Here is a 14,488-nt window from a genome sequence, read left to right on the forward strand (position 1 = left end):
GCGGACGCGAATCCTTCATGCCAACCGGATGTGGGCACATGGCTGAACAAAGCTCTCGCGGTGAAATCTTCGTGGTCGACGACGACGCTGCCGTTCGTGACACCTTGTCGATGGTGTTGAAGGCGGCGGGCTATGAGGTGATCTGTTTTGCGGACGGCGCAGCATTGCTCTCCGTCGCGCGAAGCCGCACACCGGCGGCGGTCCTGCTGGACGTGCATATTCCCGGCAAGTCGGGCCTCGACGTTCTCAACGAGCTGCACGGCGAAGACTATCCGGCACCGATCTTCATGATCTCCGGACAGGGCGACATCGCGATGGCGGTGGGGGCCATCAAGAGCGGCGCGCTCGACTTCATCGAGAAGCCGTTCCGCGGCAGCGAGATCGTCGGCCGGCTCGACGAGGCGATCGGCGCCTATGCACGCAGGCAGTCGGAGAACGCCGCGCCGAAGTTCGGCTCGCTGCATTTCCCAGGACGCGAGCCGTTGACGCGGCGCGAGCGCGAGGTGCTCGAACAGTTCGCCGCCGGCGCCTCCAACAAGGAAGCCGGCCGCACGCTCGGCATCAGCCCGCGCACCATCGAGGACCACCGCGCCAACATCATGAAGAAGCTCGGTGCGCGCAATGCCGCCGATCTGATCCGGATCGTGATGACCGCGGCCCAGCGCGCGTCGTAAAATGGTCTCGTGCCCCGGCCGCAGCGCATCATGCAATGATGCGCCGCTGAGCCGAGGCCCACCTCTCCAACTCCACGGCTGACAGTTCTGGGTCCCGGCTCTGCGTCGCAGCGTTGCACGTTGCGCCTTGTCCGGGACACGAGATCGCGCCCTACGCTTGCAGCGCCTTGCGAATGATCCGCGCCAGATCCGATTTGCGATAGGGCTTCGCCAGCAGCAGAACGCCCGAATCCAGTCGGCCGTGGTGGATGATCGCGTTCTCGGTATAGCCGGACGTGTAGACCACCCGGAGATCGGGACGCGTCCTCTGGAGTTCGTCGGCGAGCTGCCGTCCGTTCATCTTGCCGGGCATGATGACGTCGGTGAACAGCAGGTCGAACGGTTTTCCGGCGGCGACGATTGCAAGCGCCTCCGTGGCGTTCGCCGCCTGCAAGGTGACGTAACCCAGCGAATGAAGCTGCGCCAGCACGTAGTCGCGCACCAGCCGGTCGTCCTCGACCACCAGGATCGTCTCGTGTCCGCCTTCGATCGTCACCGGCGTCACGCCCTCGCCGACCGCCGTCGGCGTCTTGCCGGGCGGCAGATACATCTTGATCGTGGTGCCGTGGCCTTCCTCGCTGTAGATCTTGATATGGCCCGCGGACTGCTTGATGAAGCCGTAGACCATCGAAAGCCCGAGGCCGGTGCCCTTGCCCGGCCCCTTTGAAGTGAAGAAAGGTTCGAACACCCTGGCCAGCATGTTGGCGGGAATTCCGGTGCCGGTGTCGCTCACCGCGATCAGCACGTAGTGGCCTGGCCTGATATCGTTGACGCTGGCATAGATTTCGTCGAGATAGGCGGCGCCCGTCTCCACGATCAGCTTGCCGCCGAAGGGCATGGCGTCGCGGGAGTTGAGCGCGAGGTTGAGGATTGCGGTGGTCAGCTGGTTGGGATCGACGATCGCGACGCAGCTCTCCGCCTCGAACACGGACTCGATCTGGATCTGCTCGCCCAGCGTCGGCCGCAACAGCTTCGCAGTGTCGATCATCAGCGAGTTGACGTCGATCTCGCGCGGCTGGAGCGGCTGCTTGCGTGCAAACGCCAGCAGATGCTGCGTCAGCTCGGCGCCGCGCCAGGCGGCCTCGTCGATCATCTTCGTGATCGCTGCAAGCTCCGGCTCCTTGGCCACCGCTTCGGCCAGGATCCCGATCGTGCCGGTGATGACGGTGAGGATGTTGTTGAAGTCGTGCGCCACGCCGCCGGTGAGCTGGCCGACCGCCTCCATCTTCTCGGCCTGGCGGATGCGGTCCTCGGCCGCGATCTTGTCGGTAAGGTCGCGGTAGAACACGTTGAACAGCAGGCCCTCGCGGCGCTTCAATGCCGTGACGCTCAGCTCGGCCTTGAATTCTTTGCCGTCGCGACGGCGGACCATGAGCTCGCGCCGGCGGTTGAGCGTCCGACCGTCCTGGGACACGAGAAAGCGTGCAAGGCCGACCTTGACCCTCTCGCGTTCACTTTCTGCGACGATGAGGTCGACCGCATTCTTGCCCAGCACGTCGTCGCGCCGCCAGCCGAACAGCTCTTCGGCCCGCGAGCTCCAGTTCAGGATGGTGCTGCGGTCATCGGTCTGGACGAAGGCGTCAAGTGCGGTCTCGACGATGTTGCGCGCGAGCAGCTCGCTTTCGCGCAAGGATTCCTCGGCATGCCTTGCCTCGGTCATGTCACGTCCGACGAAGAAATAGCGCTTGGCCTGATCGGACCAGTTGCCGAGCCAGGACAACCAGACCTCGCGCCCGTCCTTGTGGATGCAGCGGGTGTCGGCGAGCTTCGGACTGTCGCCGCGCCGCAGTGCGCGCATTTCCTCGCGAGATTGATCGAGATGCGCTGGGTGAATGAAGTCGACGCCGCTGCGGCCGATCATCTCGTCCGGCGGGTAGCCGAGAACGGCTTGGCTGCTCGGGCTGATCTGCACGATATGGCCGCGCGAATCCATGATCATGATCAGGTCTTGCGACGCATCGAACAGCTGTCGCCGCTCCTCGAGCGTTTGTTGCAGCGCTCGCTCGGTCTGGCGTGCGTCAGTGAGGCGGCGCGCCGAGCCGGAGGCGCCGATGATCTCGCCCAAAGCGCCCCTGATCGGCGACAGGCTCACCGAGATATCGACCGGAGTGCCGTCCTTACGCAGGCGCACCGTTTCGAAATGTTCGATGCGTTCGCCGCGCGAAATCCGCCGCAGATAATCCTTGCCCTCTTCGCGGCGATCGGCCGGCAGGAGGATCGAAGTCGGCTGTCCGACCGCTTCCTCGGCCGTATGGCCGTAGAGGCGCTCGGCCGCCGCGTTCCACCCGATGATGGTGCCGTCGAGCGTCTGCATGACGATCGAATCGTCCGAGGATTCGACCGCCGCGCTGAACAGGCGTTCGCGAACGGCGAGCTGGTCGCGCGCGGCCTCCGTGCGCCGGTGCTCCAGAACCTCGTGCTCCAATGCCGATGTCTTCGCGTTCGTTTCTTCGACCATGCGGGCGAAGGCACGCGCCAGCAGGCCGGTCTCGCCTGATGCGTCGATTGGAATATTGGCGGGCTTGCCGCGCCCGATCGCATCGACCGCGGTGGTGAGCCGGCCGATCGGCCGCGTCAGCGACTGCGCCAGCAGCACCGCCAGCACGGCGGCGACCATCACCGCGATGAGGCCGATCGTGATCGTCATCTTCTCGATGATGACGGCCGGCGCCATGAAGACGGCGTAGGGCACGATGCGGATGATGCCGGCCCACTGACCCTCGGCCAGGATCGCGGGCGCGATCGCGGTGCCGCTCGGCTTGCGGTCGTTTTCCCGCACGACCTGGGTCGCACCCAGGGTCGATCCGGTGACTGAAGAGAAATAAGGGAAGTCGTTCTGCCAGCGCGTCGGCGTCCCCAGTTGCGAGCCGAATTCGCGGGTGCGATCCGGATGCACGAGATAATCGCCGTTGCGGCCGACCACGTAGACCTGCTCCCCGCGCCGGCTCGTTATCCTGATACGGTCGAACACCTGGCGCATGTCGACATTGACGACGACGATGCCGAACAGCCGGTGACCGGACCCGAACAGCGGTGCCGCGACGCGTAGCGTCGGCACATAAGGCATCTGAATCACGCCATCGTCGACATTCAGATCGACCGGAGAGACGTAGACCTGATCCTCCGACAGCTTGATCGCTTCCTGGAAGAAGAAGCGCTCGTCCTTGTTTTGCAGGCCATCGTCGGGGACGATGCGCACCGATCCTGTCGGGCCGGATCGGTCGACCCGCAGATATTCGCTGCCGTCGATGTCGATGACGCGAAATTTCGCGTAGGTCGGGTTGGCTCCGACAACGGCCACGAGTTGGGACAGCAACCGCTCGCGCCAGTTCTTTTCTGACAGGTGGTCAGTTGGATCGACGCCGTTGTTGAAATGCGCTTCGATCATGCCGCGTACCGCGGCACGGGAGCGGAACGTGACAATATCGGCGCGTGCGCCGTCGGTCTGGACTTCGAGCTGGGAAGCCAGCAGCCGGGATTGTGTCTCGATACGGTCGAGCACGCGCGGCAGGAAGGCCTGCTCCAGGCTGTAATGGCTCAGCCATCCGGCGGCGGAGACCGCAACCGCGACCAGCAGAATCATTGCGATGGCCAGCCGGGTTGCGAGGGTCATGCCGGCCCTCCCGCCACGTCGCGTACGGCCCCGAATGTTCTGCTAGGTCGCAACATGAACCGCTCCGTCATCGGCCGCCGGAGCCGGCATCGGGTTGCGGCACGGTCGTCGATTGCGCTGTTTTCAGGCAGCGGTCGGCTGCGGCGAGCAGCGCGTCGGGGCGGAACGGCTTCTGCAGGCTCGCGACCGCGCCGAGCTTGGTTGCCATCTTGAGAAAATCCGGCTCTGCGAAAGCGCCCGGCGTGATCGAACGGCCGGAAATGACGATGATCGGAATGGTCGGCGCCCGCGCCCGGATGTGGCGCATCGTCTCCAGCCCGTCCATGCCGGGCATGAAGATGTCGAGGAACAGCAAGTCGAACTGGCTGGCCGCGAACAGCGCGAGCCCCTTGCGGCCTTCGCCAGCGAGGGTGACGTGATGGCCCGCTCTCTCCAGCAGCAGCCGGATTGTGATTTGCACGGCCGGGTCGTCATCCACGATCAGGATGTTGGCCACGTCAAAAACCTCCGGTCGGGCAGGGATGTTCCCAGCGACCCAAATCAAAGCTTCAAATACGAAACTGTTGCGCGGATTGTGCCTATCCTGCAAGCACTTCGCGCCCATCCGACGGTTGTAAACGGCGTCTGGATTCGACGGCTGTATATATGCACGATTACGTGCACATGATCAGGGGGCCGTCACACACGGCTAGTCGGTCAGGTACTCCGGATGGTGGCTCCGGATCTTGTCGAGCTCACTGAGCGTACCTGACAGATGCTTGCGCAAATGCTGTTGCGCGGCATCGGCATCGCCAGCCTCGATCGCGCGCGTGATCAGTCTGTGGTGGCGCACGATGTTCTGGGCTTTGCCGGGCGAAGGCAAATGCAGCCGGCGCAGCCGGTCGATATGTCCGCTGCGACTGCGCACCAGCGCCCACAAATCCTGCTTGCCGGCCGCGGCATAAAGCTGCGCGTGAAAAGAGTTGTCGTCGGCCATGAAGACCTCGAAGTCACCAGCCTTGGCAGATTGTTGTTGCAGCGCAATGGCGTGATCGAGGCGGATCACCAATGCGGCGTCGCTGTTGGCTGCGAGCAGGCGCACGATCTCCAGCTCCAGCGCCTGACGCAGGAAATGCGCCTGCTCGGCGCGGTTGATATCGATCCGGCTGACCACAGTGGCGTGCTGCGGAAACACGTCGACCAGGCCTTCTTCCTCGAGCCGCATCAAGGCATCGCGGACAGGCGTCGAGCTGACGCCGAACTGGCCGGCAAGCTCGGCGCGTGACAGCGGCGCGCCCGGCGGTAGCTCCAGGGCGATGATCGCATTGCGCAGCCGCTCGAACACCTGCGGCGCGGCCTGTCGGGCACGGTCGAGTCTTGATGCCGTTTTTGCGGGTGCGCGCGGCGCGGTATGGGCTGCTTCCATGTCGGGTCCCGCTTGCCTTTGATGCACTAATATATTAGTGCATCAGCAGGGTCAACGCAGCGCGACGCTCACCCGGAGGAAACACACAACAATGATCAAGCATCTCCGCAGCCAATTGGCGGCCGCCACCCTAATCGCCGCAACCGCTCTCTCGGTATCCACGGCGCAGGCGCAGCAGAAGTCCGAGATCTCGCTATCGCGCCAGCCCGGCATTTTCTACATGCCGAGCCACATCATGGAAAAGCAGAAGCTGATCGAGAAGCACGCAGCTCAGCTCGGCGTAGCAGGCGTCACCACCAAATGGGTCACCTTCTCCGGCGGCGGTGCGCAGACCGACGCGCTGCTCGCGGGCGGCGTCGATATTCTCAACACCGGTACAGGCAATCTTTTGTTGCTGTGGGATCGCACGCGCGGTGGCGTCAAGGGCATCGTCGCGACCTCGGCGCAGCCGATGACGCTGATCAGCCGCGATGCCAACATCAAGTCGATCAAGGATTTCGGCCCCGGCGACAAGATCGCCGTGCCGACCGTGAAAGTCTCGACCCAGGCGATCGTATTGCAGATCGCCGCCGCCGAGGCTTTCGGCGCCGACCAATGGTCGAAGCTGGACGTCAATACGGTGCAGCTCGGCCACCCGGACGCCTATGCGGCGCTGTCCAATTCCAAGCACGAGGTACACACCCACTTCTCGATCCCGCCCTTCACCTTCCTTGAGCTGAAGAACGTGCCCGGCGCGCATGTCGTGCTGAGCTCGCCTGACGTGATGGGCGGCCCGCTGAGCCAGGCGCAGTTCTTCACCACGACGAAGTTCGCCGATGCCAATCCGAAAATCATCCAGGCCGTGCGCGACGCCACCAAGGAAGCGCAGGATCTGATCCGCAGCGACACCAGGCAGGCGGTCGAGATCTACAAGGAGATCACCGGCGACAAGACCTCGGTGGAAGAGCTGCTCGATCTTCTGAAGGAGCCCGGGATGATGGAGTGGAATCTCGAGCCGCAGGGCACGATGAAATTCGCCGCCCATCTGTTCAAGACCGGCACGCTGAAGACCCAGCCCAAGGCCTGGACCGACTACTATCTCCCCGTCGCGCACGATCTGAAGGGTAACTGATGGCGCTGCTCGACGTCAGCTCCGTGACGCTGCGTTACAAGACCTCCAGCGCCGTCGTCACGGCCACCGAAAGGGTGAGTTTCACCGTCGACAAGTCCGATCGCTTCGTGCTGCTCGGGCCGTCCGGCTGCGGCAAATCGACCCTGCTCAAGGCCGTCGGTGGCTACATGGCGCCGAGCGAAGGCCGCATGACCATCAACGACCGCGAAATCCGCGGCCCTGGCGCCGATCGCATGATGATCTTCCAGGAGTTCGACCAGCTCCTGCCCTGGAAGAGCGTGCTCGCCAACGTGATGTTCCCGCTGCTGACCGCGCGAAAGCTATCGCGCAAGGACGCCGAAGCGCGGGCGCGGGCCTATATCGAGAAGGTCGGGCTGACGCGCGTGGTCGATGCCTATCCGCACACGCTGTCCGGCGGCATGAAGCAGCGCGTTGCGATCGCGCGCGGCATGGCGATGGAGCCGGACATCCTGCTGATGGACGAGCCATTCGCCGCGCTTGATGCGCTGACGCGGCGAACTTGCCAGGACGAGCTGCTTCAGCTCTGGAGCGAGACCAAATTCACCGTGCTGTTCGTGACGCATTCGATCGCGGAAGCGATCCGCATCGGCAACCGCATCCTGCTGTTGTCGCCGCATCCCGGCCGCGTCAAGGCCGAGGTGGTCGACGTCGACAAGGTCTCCAATGACGATGGCAGCGCCGGCCGGCTGGAAAAGGAGATCCACGATCTCCTGTTCGCCGCCGAAGCAACGGCGCATTGAGGGAAGCCGCCATGGGCGAAGCGAGAATATTGCTGCGTGACGCGCCGGCTGCCACCGCCGGCGCAGCCGAGGTCGAGCGCAAGCTGAGCGTGCTTGAGCTGCTGTGGAACGACGGTTTTGTCCGCAAGACCGTCATCATCCTGTTCCTGGCGGCGATCTGGGAAGCCTACGGCCTCACCCTAGACAATCCGCTGCTGTTTCCGACGCTGCACGATACCGTCATCACGATGTTCGAGCGCGTGAAGGACGGCACGATTCCGATGCGCGCATGGACGTCGCTGAAGGTGCTGTTCATGGGCTATTCGGCCGGCATCGTCCTGGCCGCGATCTTCACCGTGCTCGCGATCTCCACCCGCATCGGCACTGACTTCCTCGAGACTGTCACGGCGATGTTCAATCCGCTGCCGGCGATCGCGCTGTTGCCGCTCGCCTTGATCTGGTTCGGTCTCGGCAACGGCAGTCTGGTGTTTGTGCTGATCCATTCGGTGTTGTGGCCGGTCGCGCTCAACACCCATTCCGGCTTCAAGAGCGTGTCCAACACGCTGCGCATGGTCGGACGCAACTACGGCCTGCGCGGGCTGCCTTATGTGGCGAAAATCCTGATTCCCGCGGCATTCGGCTCGATCCTCACCGGCCTGAAGATCGGCTGGGCCTTCGCCTGGCGCACGCTGATCGCGGCCGAGCTGGTGTTCGGCGTGTCCTCGGGGCAGGGCGGGCTCGGCTGGTTCATCTTCGAGAACCGCAACCTCCTCGACATACCTGCGGTCTTCGCAGGCCTCTTGACGGTGATTATCATCGGGCTTTTTGTCGAGAACCTGATCTTCCGCGCCATCGAGCGGAACACCGTGCAGAAATGGGGCACCCAATCATGAGCAAGAAGAAAATGACGCCCGACCAGCTCCGCAGCGCGCGCTGGTTCGCACCCGACGATCTCCGCTCGTTCGGCCATCGCTCCCGCGCCATGCAGATGGGCTACGCGCCGGAGGAGTGGAAGGACCGCCCGATCATTGCGATTCTCAACACCTGGTCGGACGCACAGCCCTGCCACATGCATTTCAAGTCGCGCGTCGACGACGTCAAGCGCGGCATCCTGATGGCCGGCGGCCTGCCGCTGGAGCTACCGGCGCTGTCGCTGTCGGAATCGCTGTTGAAGCCGACCACCATGCTTTACCGCAACCTGCTGGCGATGGACGCGGAAGAACTTCTGCGCAGCCATCCCGTCGACGGCGTGGTGCTGATGGGCGGTTGCGACAAGACCACGCCAGCGCTGTTGCTCGGCGCGACCTCGATGAACATCCCGGCGATCTATCTGCCGGCCGGCCCGATGCTGCGCGGCAACTGGAAAGGCAAGACGCTCGGCTCCGGCTCGGACGGCTGGAAATATTGGGACGAGCGGCGCGCCGGAAAGATCTCCGACAAGGACTGGCTCGACATCGAGGCCGGCATCGCTCGCAGCTACGGCACCTGCATGACCATGGGCACCGCCTCCACCATGACCGCGATTGCCGAGGCGATCGGCATGACGCTGCCCGGCGCCTCCTCGATTCCCGCCGCCGACGCCAACCACATCCGCATGGCCTCTGAATGCGGCCGCCGCATCGTCGAAATGGTCTGGGAGGATCTGACGCCGAAGACGATCCAGACCCGCAAGGCTTTCGAGAATGCGATCGCTGTGGCGATGGCGATGGGCTGCTCGACCAATGCGATCATCCATCTGATCGCGCAGGCTCGCCGCGCCGGTCTCGATCTCGGCCTCGACGATTTCGAGATCGCAAGCCGCAAGGTGCCTGTCATCGCCAACGTGCGGCCGAGCGGCGATGCCTATCTGATGGAGGACTTCTTCTATGCCGGCGGCCTGCCGGCGCTGATGGGCCAGATCAAGCAGCATCTGCATCTCGATTGCATCACCGTCACCGGACGGACCGTCGGCGAGAACATCGCGGGCGCCGAAGTGCACAACGACGACGTGATCCGCTCGGTCGACAATCCCATCTACAAGGAGGGCGCGCTCGCCGTGCTCAAGGGCAATCTCGCGCCCGACGGCTGCGTCATCAAGCCGAGCGCCTGCGCGCCGCGCTTCCTCAAGCACACCGGGCCAGCGCTGGTGTTCGACGACTATCCCGCGATGAAGAAGGCGGTCGACGATCCCAACCTCGACGTCACCGAAGACCACATCCTGATCCTGCGCAATGCCGGGCCGCAGGGTGGGCCGGGCATGCCGGAATGGGGCATGCTGCCGATCCCGACCAAGCTCGTGAAGCAGGGCGTGCGCGACATGGTGCGTATCTCCGATGCGCGCATGAGCGGCACCAGCTATGGCGCCTGCATTTTGCACGTGGCCCCCGAATCCTATGTCGGCGGGCCGCTGGCGCTGGTCCGGAACGGCGACCGCATCACGCTCGATGTCGGCGCCCGCACCATCAATCTCGACGTCTCCGAAGCCGAGCTTGAAAAGCGCCGTGCCGCCTGGAAGCAGCCCGAGCGCCGCTTCGAGCGGGGCTATGGCTGGATGTTCACGAAACACATCAAGCAGGCCAATGACGGCTGCGACTTCGACTTCCTCGAAACTGACTTCGGCGCGCCGATCGGCGAGCCCTCGATTTACTAGAGAGTATGAGATGACCAAACTTACCGAAGCCACCCGCACCAAGCTGAAATCCGTTTCAACCGCCACCGTCGCAACCGCGTTGTTCAAGCGCGGCCTGCGCATCCAGATGATCCAGGATGTGCACCCGCTCGGTGCGGATCAGTCGACCATGGTCGGTGAGGCCTTTACGCTGCGCTACATGCCGGCCCGCGAAGATCTCAACACCATCGACGTCTTCAGGGATCGCTCCCATCCGCAACGCAAGGCGGTCGAGGATTGTCCGGCAGGCAGCGTGCTGGTGATGGACAGCCGCAAGGACGCGCGCGCCGCTTCCGCCGGTGCGATCCTGGTGACGCGCTTGATGAAGCGCGGTGTCGCCGGTGTCGTTACGGACGGCGGTTTTCGCGACTCGGCCGAGATCGCAAAAATCGGTATCCCCGCGTATCACCATCGCCCGAGCGCGCCGACCAATCTGACGCTGCATCACGCGATCGAGATCAACGTGCCGATCGGCTGCGGTGATGCGCCGGTGTTTCCCGGCGACGTCATTCTCGGCGACAGCGACGGCGTGATCGTGATCCCCGCGCATCTCGCCGACGAGATCGCCAACGAGACCTTCGAGATGACCGCGTTCGAGGACTTCGTCACTGAGGAAGTCAACAAGGGCCGCGGCATCTTTGGTCTCTATCCGGCGACGGACCCACAGACGCTCACCGACTTCGCCGCATGGCGGAAGGCGAACGGCCGGTAAATCCGCGCGCCAGCACCAAGTCATATCAAGAAACAAGCCGGCCGCACCAAGCGCCGGCCTTTAAATCACCCAGGGAGGACTCTATGAATTTCACACGACGCAATCTCTTGGCCGGCGCTGGCGCGGCGGCGGCTTCCACGTGTCTCGCCCGCGCCGCCGGTGCCCAGTCGTTTCCGTTCACGCCCAACCAGCGCTACCCCGATCCGGCCGTCCAGATCCTCGATCCGAGCTTTGGAAAATACCGGCTCTATTCCTCGACCGTCGAGCAGGTCGCGACCGGCATGCGCTGGGCCGAAGGCCCCGCCTATTTCCCCGAAGGCGGCTATCTGCTGTTCTCGGACATTCCCAACAACCGGATCATGAAGTTCGACGAGAAGACCGGGCAGACCAGCGTGTTCCGCGCCAACGCCAACTATGCCAACGGCAACGCGCGCGATCGCCAGGGCCGCCTCGTCAGCTGCGAGCACTCCGTCACCCGCCGCATCACCCGCACCGAGAAGGACGGCAAGATCACCGTGCTGGCCGACAAGTTCGAGGGCAAGCGGCTGAACGCCCCGAACGACGTCGTGGTGAAATCCGACGACAGCATCTGGTTCACCGATCCGCTGTTCGGCATCAGTGGCGAGTGGGAGGGCAAGAAGGAGAAGGCCGAGCAGGCCACCACCAACGTCTACCGCATCGCCAAGGACGGCAAGATTGCCGCTGTTCTCACCGACCTCGTCAATCCGAACGGCCTCGCCTTCTCGCCGGACGAGAAGAAGCTCTACATCGTCGAGTGGAAGGGCACGCCCAACCGCAGCATCTGGAGCTACAATGTCGGTGACGATGGCAGCCTGAGCGGCAAGACCAAGCTGATCGACGCCGCCGACCAGGCTTCGCTCGACGGTTTTCGGGTGGACCGCGACGGCAATCTCTGGTGCGGCTGGGGCTCTAACGGCGCGCTGCAATCCGAGCCGACCGAAATCGCGGGCCGCAAGGTGTTTCAGCTCAAGGGCAAGTCCGAAGATCTCGACGGCATCATGGTGTTCAACGCGGACGGCAAGCCACTCGCCTTCATCAAGCTGCCCGAACGATGCGCCAATCTCTGCTTCGGCGGCCCCAAGAACAACCGCCTCTATATGGCCAGCAGCCACTCGGTTTATGCGCTGTACGTGGAGGCGCACGGGGCGGTGTGAGGCGGCGCGTGCCTCACACTCGATGTCGTACCGGCGAAGGCCGGGAGCCATAACCCAGAGAGTAGTTTGGCGAAGGCCGCGGTTAAGAAATCTTCCGCAGTACTAGTACCGCGTGCCATCGATAAATCACGCGGTACGGGTCCCGGCCCCCGTGCGCAATTGCGCACTAGGCCGGGACGACAGTGGAGGGTGTGTTACACCCCAGCCTCCGCCATCCCCGCGGCCCACAGCGCGAACGCATAGACGATCGCGACTTCGTCGAGCCGGTTGAAGCGTCCTGAGGCGCCGCCGTGGCCGGCGCCCATGTTGGTGCGGAGTAACACCGGGCCGCCACCGCTCATCGTGGCGCGCAGGCGTGCGATCCATTTGGCGGGCTCCCAATAGGTCACGCGCGGATCAGTCAAGCCGCCCATCGCCAGGATCGCCGGATAGTCTTTCGCCGCAACATTGTCGTAAGGCGAGTAGGACAGGATGGTGTGAAAATCCTTCTCGCTCTCGATCGGGTTACCCCATTCCGGCCATTCCGGCGGCGTCAGCGGCAGCGTGTCGTCGAGCATGGTATTGAGCACGTCGACGAACGGGACCTCGGCGACGATGCCGGCAAACAGCTCGCCGGCGCGGTTGGCCACCGCGCCCATCAGCATGCCGCCGGCCGAGCCGCCATGGCCGACGATGCGCTTTGCGCTGGTGTACCTCGCGTCGATCAGCGCGCGGGCGCTGGCTGAGAAGTCGTCGAACGAATTGGTCTTCTTCTCGCGCTTGCCGTCGAGATACCAGCCCCAGCCCTTGTCGGCGCCGCCGCGGATATGGGCGATGGCGTAGACGAAGCCGCGGTCGACCAGCGACAGGCGGTTGGCGTTGAACGACGCCGGCATCGCCATGCCGTAGGAGCCGTAACCGTAAAGCAGCAGCGGCGCCGAACCGTCGAGCTTCACCCCACGGCGATAGAGGATCGACACCGGAACCTCGGCGCCGTCCTGCGCCTTCGCCATGATGCGCGTCGTGACGTAGTCGCTCGCATCGTGGCCCGACGGGATCTCCTGGCGCTTGCGCAGGGTGCGCGTGCGCTTGGTCATGTCATAGTCATAGACTTCCGACGGCGTCGTCATCGACGAATAGGCGAAGCGCAGCGTGGTCGTCTCGAACTCGTAGGAGCCCATCGTGTCGAGCGAATAGGCCGCCTCGTCGAAGGCGATGGCATGCTCCTCGTTCGATGCGAGATCGCGGATCACGATGGACGGCAGCGCGTTGGCGCGCTCCAGCCGCACCAGATGGCCGGCATAGAGATCGAGATCGATGATGTAGATGCCCGGACGATACGGGATCAAATCGCGCCAGTTCTTGCGCTCGGGTGAACTGAGCGGTGCAGTGACGATCTTGAAGTCGATGGCGTCGTCGGCATTGGTGAGGATGAAGAGCTCGTCGCCGCGATCGCCGAGCGAATATTGCACGCCCTCCTCGCGCGCCGCGACCAGGCGCGGCGGTGCCTCGGGGTTGGCGAGATCGATCAGCCGTTGCTCCGAGGTCTCGTGATCGCCGCCGGCGATCACGCAGAAGCGGCCGCTGGTACTTTCGTGCAGATGGGTGAACCAGCCGGAATCCTGCTCCTCGTAGACGAGGGTGTCGTCGGCCTGCCTGGTGCCGAGCTTGTGCCGCCACACCTGCATCGGGCGGTGATTGTCGTCGAGTTTCACATAGAAGAACGACGTCGCGTCCTTGCTCCAGACCACGCCGCCGTCGGTCTCCTCGACGACGTCGTCAAGATCCTTTCCGGTTGCCCAGTCGCGCACGCGGATGGAGAAATATTCCGAGCCCTTGGTGTCGGCGCTCCAGGCTTGCAGCTTGTGGTCGTTCGAGTGCCGGCTGCCGCCGAATTTGAAATATGCGTGGTCCTTGGCGAGCGCATCGCCGTCGAGCACAATATGGCCCTCGCCGCCGTCGCGCGGCATGCGGCCGAACAGCTCGTGCTGGCCGCCTTCGCGGAACTTGCGGAAATAGGCGAACTCACCGTCCGGCGACGGCACGCTGGAATCGTCCTCCTTGATCCGCCCCCGCATCTCGCGCACCAGCGACTTCTGCAGGGCGGCGGTATGGCCGAGCAGACTCTCGGTGTAGCCATTCTCTTCGTCGAGATATTTACGGATGTCGGGATCGAGCGCCGCGGGATCGCGCAGCACCTCCTGCCATTTTTCGTCCTTCAGCCAGGCATAGTCGTCGGTCACGGTGATCCCGTGCTGCGTGAAGGAATGCGGCCGGCGCGGGGCAATGGGGGGCTGGGAAGGTGTTTTGGCCTGTGTCACTCGATCCTCGTTCAGATGCGTGCTCCACCTTATATCGTCCCGATTCCACGAATTGCCAGCGTCACTGCGCCA

At 64.0% G+C, this 14,488-nt stretch carries 11 protein-coding genes; 7 read left to right on the forward strand and 4 right to left on the reverse strand.

Features of this window, described 5'->3' with window-relative positions:
• Positions 1 to 38: 38 nt before the first annotated feature.
• Positions 39 to 674, forward strand: a complete 636-nt coding sequence (locus ABIB06_RS15840; protein ID WP_354049725.1) for a response regulator transcription factor — start codon at positions 39 to 41, stop codon at positions 672 to 674.
• A gap of 151 nt (positions 675 to 825) precedes the next feature.
• Here ABIB06_RS15840 and ABIB06_RS15845 read toward each other — a convergent pair whose 3' ends face one another.
• From ABIB06_RS15845 to ABIB06_RS15855, 3 genes are all read right to left on the reverse strand, one after another.
• Positions 826 to 4,326, reverse strand: a complete 3,501-nt coding sequence (locus ABIB06_RS15845; RefSeq protein ID WP_354069142.1) for a PAS domain S-box protein — start codon at positions 4,324 to 4,326, stop codon at positions 826 to 828.
• A 67-nt stretch (positions 4,327 to 4,393) separates the two neighbouring features.
• The gene (locus tag ABIB06_RS15850) at positions 4,394 to 4,822 is read right to left on the reverse strand and encodes a response regulator (protein WP_354049724.1); all 429 of its coding nucleotides are present in this window, start codon (positions 4,820 to 4,822) and stop codon (positions 4,394 to 4,396) included.
• Between the two features lie 192 nt (positions 4,823 to 5,014).
• The gene (locus ABIB06_RS15855) at positions 5,015 to 5,731 is read right to left on the reverse strand and encodes a GntR family transcriptional regulator (RefSeq protein WP_354049723.1); all 717 of its coding nucleotides are present in this window, start codon (positions 5,729 to 5,731) and stop codon (positions 5,015 to 5,017) included.
• A gap of 91 nt (positions 5,732 to 5,822) precedes the next feature.
• On the opposite strand from ABIB06_RS15855, the gene ABIB06_RS15860 reads away from it, so the two are divergent.
• From ABIB06_RS15860 to ABIB06_RS15885, 6 genes are all read left to right on the forward strand, one after another.
• The gene (locus ABIB06_RS15860) at positions 5,823 to 6,842 is read left to right on the forward strand and encodes an ABC transporter substrate-binding protein (protein WP_354049722.1); all 1,020 of its coding nucleotides are present in this window, start codon (positions 5,823 to 5,825) and stop codon (positions 6,840 to 6,842) included.
• On the forward strand, positions 6,842 to 7,603 hold the full coding sequence (locus ABIB06_RS15865; protein WP_354049721.1) for an ABC transporter ATP-binding protein: 762 nt from the start codon (positions 6,842 to 6,844) through the stop codon (positions 7,601 to 7,603). Before ABIB06_RS15860 ends, ABIB06_RS15865 begins: the two co-directional genes overlap by 1 nt.
• Positions 7,604 to 7,614: 11 nt before the next feature.
• Entirely contained in the window at positions 7,615 to 8,475 is an 861-nt protein-coding gene (locus ABIB06_RS15870) for an ABC transporter permease (protein ID WP_354049720.1), read from the forward strand.
• Positions 8,472 to 10,211: an L-arabinonate dehydratase gene (araD, locus tag ABIB06_RS15875; protein WP_354049719.1), complete on the forward strand. Its 1,740-nt coding sequence runs from the start codon at positions 8,472 to 8,474 to the stop codon at positions 10,209 to 10,211. The genes ABIB06_RS15870 and araD overlap by 4 nt, the downstream gene beginning before the upstream one ends.
• Before the next feature lie 10 nt (positions 10,212 to 10,221).
• On the forward strand, positions 10,222 to 10,941 hold the full coding sequence (locus tag ABIB06_RS15880) for a ribonuclease activity regulator RraA (RefSeq protein WP_354049718.1): 720 nt from the start codon (positions 10,222 to 10,224) through the stop codon (positions 10,939 to 10,941).
• 83 nt (positions 10,942 to 11,024) lie between these two features.
• Positions 11,025 to 12,116, forward strand: coding sequence for an SMP-30/gluconolactonase/LRE family protein (locus tag ABIB06_RS15885; protein WP_354049717.1), 1,092 nt, complete (start codon positions 11,025 to 11,027; stop codon positions 12,114 to 12,116).
• A 194-nt stretch (positions 12,117 to 12,310) separates the two neighbouring features.
• Here the strand turns inward: ABIB06_RS15885 and ABIB06_RS15890 are convergent, their stop codons facing one another.
• Positions 12,311 to 14,416, reverse strand: a complete 2,106-nt coding sequence (locus ABIB06_RS15890; RefSeq protein WP_354049716.1) for a S9 family peptidase — start codon at positions 14,414 to 14,416, stop codon at positions 12,311 to 12,313.
• Between the last annotated feature and the right edge of the window lie 72 nt (positions 14,417 to 14,488).

The sequence above is a fragment of the Bradyrhizobium sp. LB8.2 genome (genome assembly GCF_040548035.1).
GTDB lineage: Bacteria > Pseudomonadota > Alphaproteobacteria > Rhizobiales > Xanthobacteraceae > Bradyrhizobium.